The sequence below is a fragment of the Blastococcus sp. SYSU DS0552 genome, assembly GCF_054050815.1.
In genome coordinates, this window is record NZ_JBJHAB010000027.1 from 1 (window position 1) to 15,319 (window position 15,319).

At 74.2% G+C, this 15,319-nt stretch carries 13 protein-coding genes; 10 read left to right on the plus strand and 3 right to left on the minus strand.

Going from position 1 to position 15,319, the window contains the following annotated elements; all coding sequences use genetic code 11:
* Nucleotides 1–355: 355 nt before the first annotated feature.
* From ACI8AG_RS19205 to ACI8AG_RS19250, 10 genes are all read left to right on the plus strand, one after another.
* Entirely contained in the window at nt 356–1,930 is a 1,575-nt protein-coding gene (locus ACI8AG_RS19205) for an ABC transporter ATP-binding protein (RefSeq protein WP_456590669.1), read from the plus strand.
* Nucleotides 1,927–3,147 (plus strand): ABC transporter permease, encoded by a 1,221-nt coding sequence (locus tag ACI8AG_RS19210; RefSeq protein ID WP_456598291.1) that lies wholly within the window; start codon nt 1,927–1,929, stop codon nt 3,145–3,147. The genes ACI8AG_RS19205 and ACI8AG_RS19210 overlap by 4 nt, the downstream gene beginning before the upstream one ends.
* Nucleotides 3,144–4,430, plus strand: a complete 1,287-nt coding sequence (locus ACI8AG_RS19215; RefSeq protein WP_456598292.1) for an ABC transporter permease — start codon at nt 3,144–3,146, stop codon at nt 4,428–4,430. The genes ACI8AG_RS19210 and ACI8AG_RS19215 overlap by 4 nt, the downstream gene beginning before the upstream one ends.
* Nucleotides 4,430–4,855: a cytidine deaminase gene (locus ACI8AG_RS19220; RefSeq protein ID WP_456598293.1), complete on the plus strand. Its 426-nt coding sequence runs from the start codon at nt 4,430–4,432 to the stop codon at nt 4,853–4,855. The genes ACI8AG_RS19215 and ACI8AG_RS19220 overlap by 1 nt, the downstream gene beginning before the upstream one ends.
* Nucleotides 4,855–6,141 (plus strand): thymidine phosphorylase, encoded by a 1,287-nt coding sequence (locus tag ACI8AG_RS19225; RefSeq protein WP_456598294.1) that lies wholly within the window; start codon nt 4,855–4,857, stop codon nt 6,139–6,141. The genes ACI8AG_RS19220 and ACI8AG_RS19225 overlap by 1 nt, the downstream gene beginning before the upstream one ends.
* Before the next feature lie 16 nt (nt 6,142–6,157).
* The gene (locus ACI8AG_RS19230; RefSeq protein WP_456590664.1) at nt 6,158–7,069 is read left to right on the plus strand and encodes an ABC transporter ATP-binding protein; all 912 of its coding nucleotides are present in this window, start codon (nt 6,158–6,160) and stop codon (nt 7,067–7,069) included.
* A complete protein-coding gene (locus ACI8AG_RS19235; RefSeq protein ID WP_456590663.1) occupies nt 7,066–7,887 on the plus strand; it encodes an ABC transporter permease in 822 nt (273 codons plus the stop codon). The genes ACI8AG_RS19230 and ACI8AG_RS19235 overlap by 4 nt, the downstream gene beginning before the upstream one ends.
* A gap of 13 nt (nt 7,888–7,900) precedes the next feature.
* Nucleotides 7,901–8,974 (plus strand): adenosine deaminase, encoded by a 1,074-nt coding sequence (locus ACI8AG_RS19240; protein ID WP_456598295.1) that lies wholly within the window; start codon nt 7,901–7,903, stop codon nt 8,972–8,974.
* A 5-nt stretch (nt 8,975–8,979) separates the two neighbouring features.
* Nucleotides 8,980–9,675, plus strand: a complete 696-nt coding sequence (locus tag ACI8AG_RS19245) for an MgtC/SapB family protein (protein ID WP_456590661.1) — start codon at nt 8,980–8,982, stop codon at nt 9,673–9,675.
* Between the two features lie 264 nt (nt 9,676–9,939).
* Nucleotides 9,940–11,436, plus strand: coding sequence for a DEAD/DEAH box helicase (locus ACI8AG_RS19250; protein WP_456590660.1), 1,497 nt, complete (start codon nt 9,940–9,942; stop codon nt 11,434–11,436).
* A gap of 96 nt (nt 11,437–11,532) precedes the next feature.
* On the opposite strand, the gene ACI8AG_RS19255 is transcribed toward ACI8AG_RS19250, so the two are convergent.
* The 3 genes from ACI8AG_RS19255 to ACI8AG_RS19265 form a co-directional block, all read right to left on the minus strand.
* On the minus strand, nt 11,533–12,897 hold the full coding sequence (locus ACI8AG_RS19255; protein ID WP_456598296.1) for a hypothetical protein: 1,365 nt from the start codon (nt 12,895–12,897) through the stop codon (nt 11,533–11,535).
* Between the two features lie 108 nt (nt 12,898–13,005).
* Entirely contained in the window at nt 13,006–13,875 is an 870-nt protein-coding gene (locus ACI8AG_RS19260; protein WP_456598297.1) for an aldehyde dehydrogenase family protein, read from the minus strand.
* Nucleotides 13,872–15,317, minus strand: a complete 1,446-nt coding sequence (locus tag ACI8AG_RS19265; protein WP_456590657.1) for an aldehyde dehydrogenase family protein — start codon at nt 15,315–15,317, stop codon at nt 13,872–13,874. Before ACI8AG_RS19265 ends, ACI8AG_RS19260 begins: the two co-directional genes overlap by 4 nt.
* Nucleotides 15,318–15,319 lie beyond the last annotated feature (2 nt).

Here is a 15,319-nt window from a genome sequence, read left to right on the forward strand (position 1 = left end):
CCCCCCCCCCCCCCCCCCCCCCCCCCCCCCCCCCCCCCCCCCCCCCCCCCCCCCCCCCCCCCCCCCCCCCCCCCCCCCCCCCCCCCCCCCCCCCCCGGAGCGACCCTCCGACGGCGGGTCCGGGCATCCCGCCCGGGCCCGCCGTCGTGGCGAGCGGGCCCCGACCCCGCGCGGGGGGCGCGGTCCCGGTCGCCGCGAGGGTGCGACATCATGCGCAGGGCGGGTGCCCGCACCCCGGTCACCCCGCCCGACCACCGGTCATCCGGGGGACGACGACCCGACCGGCGTCGTCACCGGTGCGCCGGATCGAGACCAGCGCCGCCCGCGCGGCGCACCGTCAGAGAGAGGCCCACCCATGGCCCAGGCTCCAGCCGCCGGCGCCACGTCCGGCGACGAGGCGGCCCGATCGCCCTACGCGGTCCAGCTGCGCGGCATCACCAAGCGCTTCCCCGGCGTCGTGGCGAACAAGGACATCGAGCTGGCGGTCCGCCGCGGCGAGGTGCACGCCATCGTCGGGGAGAACGGGGCCGGCAAGTCCACGCTGATGAAGACGCTGTACGGGGAGCACCGGCCGGACGAGGGCACGATCCTCGTCGACGGACGCCCTGTGCAGTTCCGCAGCCCGGCCGACGCCATCGCGGCGGGGATCGGCATGGTCCACCAGCACTTCATGCTGGCGGACAACTTCACGGTCCTGGAGAACGTGGTGCTGGGCAGCGAGCCCACGAAGGGCGGCCGGCTGGACCGGGACGGTGCCCGCCGCCGGATCGAGGAGATCTCCGACCGCTACGGCCTCGGGCTGCGCCCCGACGCGCTGGTGGAGGAGCTCGGCGTCGGTGACCGCCAGCGGGTCGAGATCGCGAAGGTGCTCTACCGCAACGCCCGCACTCTCATCCTCGACGAGCCGACTGCCGTCCTGGTGCCCCAGGAGGTCGACGAGCTCTTCGGCAACCTCGCGGAGCTCAAGCGCGAGGGCCTCACCGTCATCTTCATCTCGCACAAGCTCGACGAGGTACGCAAGGTCGCCGACACGATCACCGTGATCCGCCGGGGCACCACGGTGGGGGAGGCCGATCCGCGCACGACCACGGCCAAGCAGCTCGCCGAGATGATGGTCGGCGCCGAGCTGCCCACGCCGGAGCTCCGCAGCTCCACCGTGCGCGAGGTCCCGGTGCTCCGGCTGTCGGGCGTCACCGTGGCCTCGGACATGGGGCGGCCGCTGGTCGACTCCGTCGACCTGACCGTCCGCGAGGGCGAGGTCGTGGGCATCGCCGGGGTCGAGGGCAACGGCCAGGCCGAGCTGGTCGACGCGATCATGGGCCTGCGCCCGCTCGCCGCCGGCAGGGTCCGGCTCGGCGAGGACGACGTCACCGGGTGGAGCACGCGGGCCCGCCGCGAGGCCGGCATCGGCTTCATCCCGGAGGACCGCCACCGGCAGGGGATGCTGCTCGACGCCCCGCTCTGGGAGAATCGGATCCTGGGCCACCAGACCCGGCCGCCGGCGGCCCGGGGCCCGTTCATCGACCGGAAGGCGGCCCGCGCCGACACCGAGCGGATCATGCGCGAGTACGACGTCCGCGCGCCCGGCCCCGAGACGCTGGCCGCCGCGCTCTCCGGCGGCAACCAGCAGAAGCTCATCGTCGGCCGCGAGATGAGCGCCGGCCCGCGGCTGCTGATCGCCGCCCATCCCACCCGAGGGGTCGACGTCGGCGCCCAATCGGTCATCTGGGAGCTGCTCAAGGACGCCCGCGGCGAAGGGATGGGGATCGTGCTGGTCTCTGCCGACCTCGACGAGCTGATCGGGCTCTCCGACACCCTCCACGTCATGTTCCGCGGCCGCCTCGTGGCCACCGTGGACCCCCGCCAGGTCACCCCCGAGGAGCTCGGCGGGTACATGACCGGCGCCCGGACCGCGGCGGGCGCCGCGTGAACCGCCTGCGCCGCACCGGCCTGACGCTGCTGGGCCCGGTGCTCGCCGTCCTCGTGGCGCTGGTGATCTCCGCCCTCGTCATCGCCCTCATCGGGGAGAACCCGTTGCGGGCGCTGCAGGTCATGGTCGACCTGGGCGAGCGGCCCTCGCAGCAGGTGCAGTCGATCGTGGTGATCCTCAACCGCGCTGTCCCGCTGTTCCTGGCCGGGCTCGCCGTCTCCATCGCCTTCCGCATGGGGCTGTTCAACATCGGCGTCGAGGGCCAGTACCGGCTGGCCACCGTCGTCGCCGCCGCCGTCGGTGCGGCCGTGGCGCTGCCCGGCCCGCTGCACGTCCTGCTGGTCATCGTCGTGGCCATGGTGGTCGGCGCCTTCTGGGCCGGCATCGTGGGCGTGCTCAAGGTGACCCGCGGTGTCAGCGAGGTCATCAGCTCCATCATGCTGAACTTCATCGCGCTCGGGCTGGCGTCCTTCCTGCTCACCGGCCCGTTCCGGGGCAGCCCGGAGGGCGCGTCGATCATCACCACGACGCCGCTGCCGGAGTCGGCGTGGTTCCCGGGGCTGGGCGGGGTGCTCGGCGCCTTCGGGCTGGCCGAGCCGCGCACGGAGCTGTTCGGCTTCCTCGTCGTGGCCGTCGTGGTGGGGATCGTGATCGCGGTGCTCGTCCAGCGCACCCGGTTCGGCTTCGACCTGCGGGCCACCGGCATCTCGGCGTCCGCCGCCACCGCCAGCGGTGTCGACGCCCGCAGCATGGTCGTCACGACCATGCTGCTCTCCGGTGCCGTCGCGGGGCTCATCGGGTTGCCCGACCTGCTCGGCGAGACGCGCGCCTTCGGCACCGAGTTCACCGCCGGGCTCGGTTTCCTGGGCATCGCCGTGGCCCTGCTCGGGAGGAACAACGTCCTCGGCATCGCGTTGGCGGCGCTGCTGTTCGCGTTCCTCGACCGTGCGGCGCTGCCGCTGCAGTTCGCCGACATCCCCGCGTCGGTGGTGACGATCATCCAGGGGACGATCGTGCTCGCCGTCGTGATCGCCAACGAGGTCGCCCGCCGGCTGGCCCTGCGCTCGGCCGAGCGGTCCGCTGCCGAGGCGACCGGCGCACCGCCGGACCCGGGTGGCGGTGCGGGCCCCGGTGGTCCCGGCCCCGGCGCCGGTCCGGACGGCGGGCACCGGGTCCGCACCGGAGTCCCGGGCTCTTCCGAGGAGGCGCGCGCATGACCACCGCGACCCCGGCCGGCGGCAGCACCGCGACCCGGCCCAGCCGTGGCCCGCTCACCGACCGGCTCACCGGCGGGAGCCGGGGCAGCAGGATACTGTGGCTGGTCGTCGGCCTGCTGTTCGTCTTCTCCGTCACCCGGGCGGTCTCCGGCGAGGAGGCGCTGACCTCGTCGTCGACGATGCGGGCTGCGCTGCTGCTGGCGGTGCCGATCGGGCTCGCGGCGCTGGGTGGCCTCTACTCCGAGCGCGCCGGCGTGGTCAACATCGGCCTCGAGGGGATGCTGATCCTCGGCACCTGGGGCGCCGGCTGGGCCGGCTGGCAGTGGGGCTGGGTCGGCGCGATCATCGGCGGCACCGTGCTCGGGGCCATCGGCGGCCTGCTGCACGCCATCGCGACGGTGACCTTCGGCGTCGACCACGTCATCTCCGGGGTGGCGATCAACATCCTCGCCGCGGGTGTCGTCCGCTTCCTGTCGGAACTGGTCTACGTCCAGGGCACCGGGGGCGGCCCGACGCAGTCGCCGTCGGTGGGCGGCGACCCGCCGAGCTTCTCGATCCCGGTGCTCTCCTCCGGGCCCGACCTGCTGGGCGACCTGGAGGACACCGGCTGGTTCCTGCTGAGCGACCTCGCCGGGGTGCTCCGCGGGCTCACCAGCGGGCTCGGTGTGGTCACCCTGCTGGCGATCCTGCTCATCCCGATCTCGTACGTGATCCTCTGGCGGACGGCGTTCGGGCTGCGGCTGCGGTCGTGCGGCGAGAACCCCGCGGCGGCGGACTCGCTCGGCGTCCCAGTCTACCGGATGAAGTACATCGCGGTGATCATCTCCGGCGCGCTGGCCGGGCTCGGCGGCGTCTTCCTCGTGTTCGTGGCCGGCATCTACCGCGAAGGGCAGACCGGTGGCCGCGGCTTCATCGGCCTGGCCGCGCTGATCTTCGGCAACTGGCGGCCGGGAGGCCTGGCCGCCGGCGCCGGGCTGTTCGGCTTCTCCGACGCCCTGCAGCTGCGCAGCCGGACGGCGGTCGTCGCGCTGCTGCTCCTGGTCGCCCTGCTGCTCGTCGGCGTGGCCGTGTACCAGGCGCTGCGCCGCCGCTGGGTGCCCGCGGGCCTCGCCGTGGTGTTCGCCGCCGTCGCGCTGGTCGGCTTCCTGACCATCGACGAGCTGCCCGACGGCATTGTCTTCTTCACCCCGCACCTGACCACGCTGCTGGTCCTCTCGCTGGCCTCCCAACGGCTGCGGATGCCCAAGGCGGACGGCCTGGTGTACCGACGAGGGGAGCACTAGTGCCCGACCTGCTCGAGCCCGACTGGGACGCCCTCCGGACCGCGGCCCGCGAGGCCATGACCCACGCCTACGCCCCCTACTCGAGGTTCCCGGTCGGGGTCGCCGGGCTGGTCGACGACGGCCGCGTCGTCACCGGGTGCAACGTGGAGAACGCCTCGTACGGGCTGGGCCTGTGCGCCGAGTGCGGGATGGTCAGCGACCTGGCCCGCACCGGAGGCGGCCGGCTGGTCGCGGTGGCCTGCGTCGGCGGGGACGGTCAGCCGCTCATGCCGTGCGGCCGCTGCCGGCAGCTGCTCTGGGAGCACGGCGGCGCCGACATGCTGATCGAGACGGTGTCCCTCGGCATCGTGCCGATGAGCGAGGTGCTGCCCGACGCCTTCGGTCCCGAGGCCCTGACGGCTGCCGCCGAGCGGGGCCAGGGCTGATGGCCGGTCACGACGCCATCGACGTCATCCGCGCCAAGCGGGACGGCGTGCCGCTCACCGCGGAGCAGATCCGCTGGGTGATCGGGGCCTACACCGCCGGTCAGGTCCCCGACGAGCAGATGAGCGCGCTGCTCATGGCGGTGTTCTTCCGCGGGATGACCGCCGACGAGCTCGCGTCCTGGACCCAGGCGATGATCGACTCCGGCGAGCGCAAGGACCTGTCGTCCCTCGGCCGGCCGACCGCCGACAAGCACTCCACCGGTGGCGTCGGCGACAAGATCACCCTTCCGCTGGCGCCGCTCGTCGCCGCCTGCGGGGTGGCCGTGCCGCAGCTCTCCGGCCGGGGCCTCGGCCACACCGGCGGCACGCTGGACAAGCTCGAGGCGATCCCCGGGTGGCGCGCCGACGTGCACGAGGAGGCCTACCTGGCGCAGCTGCGTGACGTGGGCGCGGTCATCTGCGCCGCCGGCCACGACCTGGCGCCGGCCGACAAGCTGCTCTACGCGCTGCGCGACGTCACGGGCACCGTCGAGTCGATCCCGCTGATCGCCAGCTCCATCATGAGCAAGAAGATCGCCGAGGGCGCCGACGCGCTGGTCCTGGACGTCAAGACGGGCTCCGGGGCGTTCATGAAGGACCCCGCCGCGTCGCGCGAGCTGGCCCGCACCATGGTCGGGCTCGGGGAGGCGGCCGGGGTGCGCACCGTCGCCCTGGTGACGGCGATGGACCGGCCACTGGGCCGCGCCGCGGGCAACGCCGTGGAGGTCGCGGAGTCGGTGGAGGTGCTCGCCGGTGGCGGCCCGGCCGACGTCGTCGAGCTGACCCTGGCGCTGGCGCGGGAGATGCTGGCCGGTGCCGGGCGCGACGACGTCGACCCCGCCGAGGCGCTGGCCGACGGGCGGGCCATGGACGTGTGGCGGCGGATGATCGCCGCGCAGGGCGGCGACCCCGACGCCCCGCTGCCGCGCCCGGCCGAGACGCACGTGGTGACCGCGCCGGCCACCGGCACGCTGACCCGCCTGGACGCCTACGCGCTCGGCGTCGCCGCCTGGCGGCTGGGCGCCGGCCGGGCCCGCAAGGAGGACCCGGTGTCGGCCGCCGCGGGCATCACCTGGACGGCCGGCGTGGGGGAGCAGGTGACCGCCGGCCGGCCGCTGCTGGAGCTGCACACCGACGACGCCGCGCGCATCCCGCGGGCGCTCGCGGCGCTCGAGGGGGCCATCGGCGTCGACACCGGTGACGAGCCGCTCCCGCTGGTCCTCGACCGCATCACCGCAGGCTCGTAGGGGACACTGGTCTCTCGTGCAGAAGGACTCCCTCCTCCCCACCACTCGCACGCTCGCGGCGGGCCCCGAGAGGGAGCCGTTGAACCCGGACGCAGCCATCTCCATCCGCGGCCTGGTCAAGCGGTACGGCGACCGCGCGGCCGTCGACGGCCTGGACCTCGACATCCACCGTGGGGAGATCTTCGCCCTGCTGGGTCCCAACGGCGCGGGGAAGACGACGACCGTCGAGATCTGCGAGGGCTACCGCGATCGCGACGGTGGTGAGGTGCGCGTGCTCGGGGTCGACCCGGCGCGCGGCGGGCGCCGCTGGAAGGCCGAGCTCGGAATCGTGCTGCAATCCGGTGCGGGGGACAGCCAGCTCTCGGTGCGCGAGCTGCTGTCGGCGCAGGCGTCCTACTACGCCGATCCCCGCGACCCCGACGAGGTGCTCGAGCTCGTCGGTCTCACGGAGAAGGCGGGCGCCCGCGGCCGCACGCTCTCGGGTGGGCAGCGGCGCCGGCTGGACGTGGCGCTGGGCATCGTGGGCCGGCCCCGGCTGCTGTTCCTGGACGAGCCCACCACCGGGTTCGACCCCGAGGCCCGCCGCCAGTTCTGGGCGCTGATCCGGTCGCTGCGCGAGCTGGGCACCACCATGCTCCTGACCACCCACTACCTCGACGAGGCCGAGGAGCTGGCCGACCGGGTCGGGGTCATCGCTCACGGGCAGCTGGCCGAGGTCGCCGTCCCCACCGCGCTCGGCGGCCGCGGCACCGCGCCGGCCGTCGTCAGCTGGACCGAGGCCGGCGCCCGGCGCACCGCCGAGACCGCCACGCCGACCGCCTTCGTCTCCGAGCTCGCCGCGCGCTTCCCGGGCGAGGTGCCCGACCTCGCCGTCAGCCGGCCGACGCTCGAGGACGTGTACCTGAAGATGATCGGGGACCGCTCGTGACCACCACCGCCCCAGGGCGCGCCGCGCTGCCCTCGGTCGCCCGGGTCTCCCGCACCCGGGCGGGGGTCGAGCTCAAGGAGTTCTTCCGCCAGCGCGAGTCGGTGGTCTTCACGCTGCTGTTCCCGGTCATCCTGCTGCTGGGGCTCGGCGCGGTCCTGGACTACGACCTGGGCTCCGGCGTGGACTTCCCGCAGTACTTCATGGCGGGCGTCATCGCCGCGGGGATCGTCGGGGCGAGCCTGCAGAACATGGCGATCCACATCGCCGGCGAGCGCTCCGACGGCACCCTCAAGGCGCTGGCCGGCAGCCCCATGCCGAAGACCGCCTACTTCGTCGGCAAGGTCGCGCAGGTCGTCGCCGTGACGATCGCGACGATCCTCGCGCTGCTGGTCGTCGGCGTGCTCGTGTTCGGCATCGACCTGCCGACCGGGGCGGACTGGCTGACCTTCGCCTGGGTGACAGTGCTGGGCGCGGCGGCCTGCACGCTGCTCGGCATCGCCGTCTCATCCCTCGCCCGCAACGCGCGGTCGGCCTCGGCGACGGTCACCCCGATCGCGCTGGTGCTGGAGTTCGTCTCCGGCGTCTTCATGCCGTTCGACCAGGTGCCCGGCTGGCTGCAGGACGTCGCCTCGGTCTTCCCGGTGAAGTGGCTGGCACAGGGACTGCGGTCGGTGTTCCTGCCCGACTCCCTCGCCGCCCGGGAGCCGGCGGGCTCCTGGGAGCTCGGCACCGTCGCGCTGGTGCTCGGGATCTGGTGCGTCCTGGGCCTGCTGCTGTGCGTGCGCACCTTCCGCTGGCAGGACCGGGACGGCCGGTAGGTAGCGTTCTCCCGTGCCCGCTCCGCTCACCGCCGACGACGTCCGCCGCGCCCCGAAGGTCCTGCTGCACGACCACCTCGACGGCGGGCTGCGGCCGCAGACGGTGCTCGACCTGGCCGACGAGCTCGGCTACCGCGATCTGCCCGCGGGCGATGCCGACTCCCTCGGCCGGTGGTTCCGCGAGGCCGCGGACTCCGGCTCCCTCGTGCAGTACCTGGAGACGTTCGCGCACACCGTCGCCGTGATGCAGACGCCGGACGCCGTGGCGCGGGTCGCCCGGGAGTGCGCGCTCGACCTCGCCGCGGACGGCGTGGTGTACGCCGAGGTCCGGATGGCGCCCGAGCTGCTCACCACCGGGATGCCGATGGACGCGGCCGTCGAGGCGATGCTCGACGGGTATGCGCAGGGGAGCCGGGAGGCCGCCGCCGCGGGCACGCCGATCCGGATCGGCACGCTGCTGTGCGGGATGCGGCAGAACGACCGCTGGGAGGAGGTAGCCGACCTCGTCGTCCGCTACCGGGACGCCGGTGTCGTCGGCTTCGACCTCGCCGGCCCGGAGATCGGCTTCCCGCCGGACCGCATCCCCGCCGCCATCGCCCTGCTGGACCGCGCGGGGGCGCACCGGACGGTGCACGCGGGGGAGGCCGCCGGCATCCCCAGCATCGAGGCAGCGCTGGACGGCGCCGGTGCCGAACGGCTCGGCCACGGCGTGCGGATCGCCGACGAGGTCGCCGCGGACGGCGCCCTCGGCCCCGTGGCCCGGCGGGTGCGCGACGCGCAGGTGACGCTGGAGGTGGCGCCCTCCTCGAACGTGCAGACCGGCGCCTACCCCTCGCTGGCCGAGCACCCGGTGGACCGGCTGCACCGGCTCGGCTTCGCCGTCACGCTCAACACCGACAACCGGCTGATGAGCGGCGTCTCGGTCACCAGCGAGGTCACAGCGGTGGCGACGACGTTCGGCTGGACGTGGGACGACGTGCAGACGGTGACCGAGCGCGCGCTGGCCGGCGCCTTCCTGCCCGCGGAGGAGCGGCAGCGGCTTCTCGACGACGTGGTCCGCCCGGGCTACGCCGCGCTGCGGGGCTGACGGCGGTGGACGTCCTGCTCGCCGAGGCGGCCGGGCAGTCCTGGGACCGGTTGGGCGACCTGGGGGTGGCCTTCCTCCTCTCGGCGCTCATCGGGTTCGAGCGGGAGCTGCGGCAGAAGGCGGCCGGGCTGCGGACGCTGACCATCGTCGGGTTCGCCGCGGCGCTGTTCATGGTGATCAGCCGGGCTGAGTTCGGCGACTCGCGCGTCGCCGCGCAGGTGGTCTCCGGGCTGGGGTTCATCGGCGGCGGCCTGATCTTCGTCCGGCGCGACGCCGTCCGCGGGCTCACCACCGCGGCCGTCGTATGGCTGACCGCGGCCGTCGGCATGGCCGCCGGCGCGGGGCTGTGGCTGTACGCCGTCGTCGCGACCGCCGGCCACCTCCTGGTGGCCTACGCCTTCACCCCGCTGGCCCGCCGCCTGTCGGGGCGGGCAGCGCACTCCTACTCCCTGGTGCTGACCTACCGGGACGGCGAGGGCGTGCTGCGCCGGGCCCTGGCCGAGTGCACGCAGCAGGGCTTCACCGTGCGTCACCTCGACACGGCGGTCGAGGCCGAGCGGCGGGGCGGCGCCGGCCCGCAGGCCACGGTGCGGATGACGATGGAGGGGGCGGGGTCGGTCACCGCGCTCGCCGCCCGGCTGGCCGACCTCGAGGGGGTGCTGGCGGTGTCGGCCGGGCACCAGGACGAGGACCGCGACTGACCGCCGGCGCGCACGGGCCGGCCGCGGGTGGGGGGCGTCACTCCGGCCTGCGGGAATCGCGTCGTGATCTCCGCTGCTACGGTAAGTGCACCGGCACAAGGCCGGTCATCCTCCCGGACGGTTTGTCCGGGCACGAGCGCATCCGTGCAGATCCAGCGTTCCATCCCTGGGCGCAGACGATCGCCAAGTGAGGACGCCGGTACGTCACGGTGCTCCTCCTCTTTCACGGGACGCGCTCCGAGCAGTATCGGAGCCCCACCCCGCATGACTTTGGTCCACCCTGCCGCGTTCGAGTCGTCCACGACCGAGAACGCTGTCGAGAACACCACCGAGAACACCATCGTGAACACCACCGGCAACACGGCCGAGGACGCCGCGGCGGAGACCGTCGCCGAGACCCCGGCCGGCCCCACCTTCGGTCAGCTGGGTCTGCCCCAGCAGCTGGTGACCGCGCTCGAGCGGCGCGGCATCCACCGCCCGTTCGCCATCCAGACCTCGGCCCTGCCGGACGCCCTCGCCGGGCGTGACGTGCTGGGCAAGGCCGCCACCGGCTCGGGCAAGACGCTCGCGTTCGGGCTGCCGCTGCTCGCCCGCATCGGCGCCGAGGTCAAGAACGGTCGTCGGGCCCCCCGCGGGCTGGTCCTCGTGCCCACCCGCGAGCTCGCCCAGCAGGTGCACGACAACCTGGCGCCGCTGGGCCAGGCGACCGGCGTGCAGCTGGCCACCGTCTACGGCGGCGCACCCATGTACCGCCAGATCCAGCAGCTGCGCCGCGGCGTGGACGTCATCATCGCCACGCCGGGCCGGCTGCAGGACCTGATCAGCCAGGGCGAGGCCACCCTCGCCGAGGTGGTCGTCACGGTGCTGGACGAGGCCGACTTCATGGCCGACCTGGGCTTCCTCCCGGTCGTCAAGGAGCTGCTCGACCAGACCGACCGGAACGCCCAGCGGCTGCTGTTCTCGGCCACGCTGGACGGCGAGGTCGACTCCCTGGTCCGCCGCTACCTCAAGGACCCGGCCCGGCACGAGGTCAAGCGGGCCGGCGACGACGCCCCGCCGGCCGAGCACCTCGCCTTCAGCCTCGCCTTCCGCGACAAGCTGCAGGTGGCCACGGAGCTGGCTGCTCGTCCCGGCCGCACGATCATCTTCGCCCGCACCCAGCTGGGCGTGGACCGGCTGGCCGAGAACCTGAAGGCCGCCGGGATCAAGGCCGAGGCCATCCACGGCGGGCTGCCGCAGTCGGCGCGCAAGCGTGCGCTGGAGGAGTTCACCGACGCCCGCTCGCCGGTGCTGGTGGCCACGGACGTCGCCGCGCGCGGCATCCACGTCGACGACGTCTCGCTGGTCCTGCACTACGACCCGCCGACGGACGCGAAGACCTACCTGCACCGCTCGGGCCGGACGGCCCGCGCCGGCGCCGCGGGTGTGGTCGTCTCGCTGCTCCTCCCCGACCAGGTGGGACAGGCCAAGCGCCGGTTCCGCACCGCGAAGGTGGACCCGCCCCTGGACCGCACGCGGCCCGGTGACCGGCCGATCCTCGAGCTGGTGGCCTCCGGCATCCCCGTGGAGCCCAAGGAGCGCACCCAGCGCGACATGCGCCGCGGTGGCGGTGGCCCCGGTGGCCGTCCGCGTCGCGAGGGTGACCGCCCCGGCGGTTCCCGTGGTGGCCCCCGTCGCTCGTACGGCGACCGCAACCGCTCCGGTGGCGGCGACCGCCGCTTCGGCGGCGAGCGCTCGGGCCGTCCCCCGCGCCAGGGCTGAACGAGGACCCCGTCCCCCTCACCGCTCGCGGTGAGCCTCCGGACGGGGGCGACGACGGCGGCCCGTCCCGGTTTCCCGGGGCGGGCCGCCGTCGTCTCAGTCGCGGAAGACCAGGGCGCCGCTCACGGCGGTGACGACCTCGTCCCAGGCGGGGCGCAGCTGCCCGGCCTCGGCCGCGTCCAGGGGCTCGTCGGGCTGCCGGTCGGCGCGGGCCACCGCCCGGCCCAGCGGGGAGGTGGGGGCGAGCAGCTCGTCGACCCGGGTGAGCCGGGCGTACTCGGCGAGGTCGCGCACCCCTTCGGCCGGCTGCACGAGCGCCCGGTGGGGGACCAGACCGGCGGCGCCATCGGCGACCTCGGCCAGCACCTCCGAGACCTCGGTGAGGTCGTAGCGGTCCTGCTCGGCGGGCAGCGGCAGCGTGTCCGTGTCGGCGACCTCGGGCCAGGTGGCGATCTCGACGAGGTCGTGCTGTTCGTTGCCGGCGCAGAAGCGGGCCAGGTCGGCCGGGGTGTCGAAGACGAACACCTCTCCGTCGCGGCCGAGGAAGCGGGCGACCTCCTCGACGTAGCAGCGCAGGGTCACCCCGGCGCCCTCGGGGACCACGATCTCGACCGGCAGGATGCCGACCGCCTCCCAGAACTCGGCGGCGGCGGCGACCGCGGCGGGGGAGGCGGTGACCCGGCTCCCGCGTGCGATGGTGCTCACGCCCGGCCGGCCGGCCACCGAGGTGGCGGTCGCACCGGCGGGCGCGCCGGCGGCCGTCTCCGCCTGCTCGGGCAGGTCCTCGTCGGCGAGGGCGCCGAGCTGGTCGTCCGCGGACTCGGCGGCCGAGGGGTACTCCTCGATCGTGGCGGTGCCCCCGCCGGTCCAGTCGAAGTGGTCCGAGAGCTCCTCGACGACGTCCTCCCACAGCTCGTCGAAGACCGTGCCGACGCCGATCCACGCGTCCTCGCCGGAGCGCCCGGCGAAGGCCTCGACGCCGAGGCCGAGGGAGCCGATCTCCGGCTTGGCGGCGAGCTCGGCGACGGCCTCGAACTGCTCCTCGTCGTCGTCCTCGGTGGTGTCCAGGCACTCGGCGAGCCGGCTGACGATGTCGACGGTCGCGGCGAGCTCCTCCACCGCCCACCGGTCGGGGTCCTCGGCAGCGACGTCGTACACCCCGTCGAGGTCGTACCGGTGGTCCTCGTCCGGGGTGAGGTCCGCTGCGTCCAGACCGGCGACGACCGGCCACACCGGGTGGTCGGCCAGGTCGTGGTCGGTGCGGGTGCGGCAGAAGGCGGCGAGCTTCTCCGGCGACGGGAAGAGGTGCACCGTGGCGCGCCCGCCCGTCCCGTCACCCTCGGTCGTGCCGAGGAACGCCTGCCACTCCTCGCCGTCCTCCTCCCACGGCGGAGCCCACAGGGTGTATCCGGTGCGGTCGTCGAGGGTCAGTGCGATGGGGACGATGCTGGGCCTGGCCACCGCACCATCCTGCCTTGTCGGCTCGGAGTTGCACCTCCGGGCCGCGCGGCGGGACCCCGAGGTTGATCATGTGGCCGGCGCGGCCGTGGATCGCCTCCTGCGGCCTGCTCAGATCCCCATCGGGTGCCACACCGTCTTGGTCTCGAGGAACGGGATCATCCGGGACAGCCCGGGGTCGACGGTCCAGTCCGGCTCGGTGGCCGGCGGGCGGACGACGCGCTTGATCGTGCCGGCGGCCTCGCGCTCGAGCTCCATCGCGCGGTCGGCCGGAGCGCCGGTGAGGTCGATGGCGTCGACGTCGGCGTGCTCGGCCAGCCACGGGCCCAGCTCCCCGGCGTCGCCGGTGAGCAGGTTGACCACCCCGCCGGGTACGTCGCTGGTGGCGAGCACCTCGCCCAGGGTGACGGCCGGGATCGGCCGCTCCTTGGAGGTGACGACGACGGCGGTGCTGCCGGTCGCGAGCACCGGGGCGAGAACGCTCACCAGTCCGAGCAGCGACGACTGCTGGGGCGCGAGGACGGCGACCACACCGGTGGGCTCGGGCAGGCTGAAGTCGAAGTACGGCCCGGCGACGGGGTTCGCGCCGCCGAGGACGGCGGCCAACTTGTCGGTCCAGCCGGCGTACCAGACCCAGCGGTCGATGGCGGCGTCGACGGCGGCCCGCGCCTTGGACGCCGACAGGCCCTCGGCCGCGCCGACCTCCTCGCAGAACTGGACGTGCCGGCCCTCCATCACCTCGGCCACCCGGTAGAGGACCTGGCCGCGGTTGTAGGCGGTCGCGCCCGACCACTTCGCGAAGGCGCCGCGGGCGGCGACGACGGCGTCGCGGGCATCCTTGCGGCTCGCCCACGCGACGTTGGCGAGGAAGTGGCCCCTGGCGTCGGTGACCTCGTAGGTGCGGCCGGACTCCGAGCGCGGGAAGGCGCCGCCCACGTACAGCTTGTAGGTCTTGCGGACGGCGAGACGATCGCTGCTCACTGCTCGGCACCCTTCAGGTATGCGGCCAGACCGTGCCGGCCGCCCTCTCGCCCGTAGCCGGACTGCTTGTAGCCGCCGAACGGCGACGTCGGGTCGAACTTGTTGAACGTGTTGGCCCACACCACGCCGGCGCGCAGCTGGTCGGCGATCTTCAGGATCCGTGACCCCTTCTCGCTCCAGATGCCGGCCGACAGCCCGTAGGTGGAGTTGTTGGCCTTGGCGACCGCCTCGTCCGGCGTCCGGAAGGTGAGCACCGAGAGCACGGGGCCGAAGACCTCGTCGCGGGCGATGCGGTGCGCGGGGGAGACGTCGGTGAACACCGTGGGCGGGAACCAGTAGCCGCGCTCGGGCAGCTCGCAGGCGGGCTGCCAGCGCTGCGCGCCCTCGGCCTCGCCGATGTCCGACAGCTCGCGGATGCGGGCGAGCTGCTCGGCGCTGTTGATCGCGCCGATGTCGGTGTTCTTGTCCAGCGGGTCACCCACCCGCAGCGTGCCGATCCGCCGCTGCAGGCTGGCGATGACCTCGTCGTGGATCGACTCCTGCACCAGCAGCCGCGAGCCCGCGCAGCAGACGTGGCCCTGGTTGAAGAAGATGCCCTGCACGATGCCCTCGACGGCCTGGTCGATCGGGGCGTCGTCGAAGACGATGTTCGCCGCCTTGCCGCCGAGCTCCAGCGTCAGCTTCTTGCGGGTGCCGGCGACCGCACGGGCGATCTGCCGGCCGACGTCCGTGGACCCGGTGAAAGCCACCTTGTCGACGTCGTCGTGCTCGACGACCGCGCGGCCGGTGTCGCCGGCGCCGGTCACGATGTTCACCACGCCCGGCGGCAGGTCGGCCTGGCGGCAGACCTCGGCGAACAGCAGCGCGGTGAGCGGGGTGGTCTCGGCGGGCTTGAGGACGACGGTGTTGCCGGTCGCGAGCGCCGGGGCGACCTTCCACGCGAGCATCAGCAGCGGGAAGTTCCACGGGATGACCTGGCCGGCGACGCCCAGCGGCTTCGGTCCCGGCCCGAGGCCCGCCCAGTCCAGCTTGTCGGCCCAGCCCGCGTGGTAGAAGAAGTGCGCCGCGGCCAGCGGGACGTCGACGTCGCGGGACTCCCGGATCGGCTTGCCGTTGTCCAGCGACTCGAGGACGGCGAACTCCCGTGCTCGCTCCTGCAGCAGCCGGGCGATGCGGAACAGGTACTTGCCGCGGTCGGCGGGGCGCATCGGGCCCCAGGTCCTCTCGAACGCCTTCCGGGCGGCGCGCACCGCGCGGTCGACGTCGGCGGTGGTGCCGGTGGCGACCTCGGCGAGCACCTCCTCGGTGGCCGGGTTCACCGTCTTCAGCGGCTCGCCGGAGCCGTCGACGAACTCGCCGTCGACGAACAGGCCGTACGAGGGGGCGATGGTGACGATCGACCGCGACTCGGGCGCGGGGGCGTACTCGAAAACGCTGGTCATCG

What these genes read in the sequence shown, in the direction of transcription:
- ACI8AG_RS19205 (WP_456590669.1), top strand. Translation starts at nt 356, where the DNA reads ATGGCCCAGGCTCCAGCCGCCGGCGCCACGTCCGGCGACGAGGCGGCC.
- ACI8AG_RS19215 (WP_456598292.1), top strand. Translation starts at nt 3,144, where the DNA reads ATGACCACCGCGACCCCGGCCGGCGGCAGCACCGCGACCCGGCCCAGC.
- ACI8AG_RS19225 (WP_456598294.1), top strand. Translation starts at nt 4,855, where the DNA reads ATGGCCGGTCACGACGCCATCGACGTCATCCGCGCCAAGCGGGACGGC.
- ACI8AG_RS19250 (WP_456590660.1), top strand. Translation starts at nt 9,940, where the DNA reads ATGACTTTGGTCCACCCTGCCGCGTTCGAGTCGTCCACGACCGAGAAC.
- ACI8AG_RS19265 (WP_456590657.1), bottom strand. Translation starts at nt 15,317, where the DNA reads ATGACCAGCGTTTTCGAGTACGCCCCCGCGCCCGAGTCGCGGTCGATC.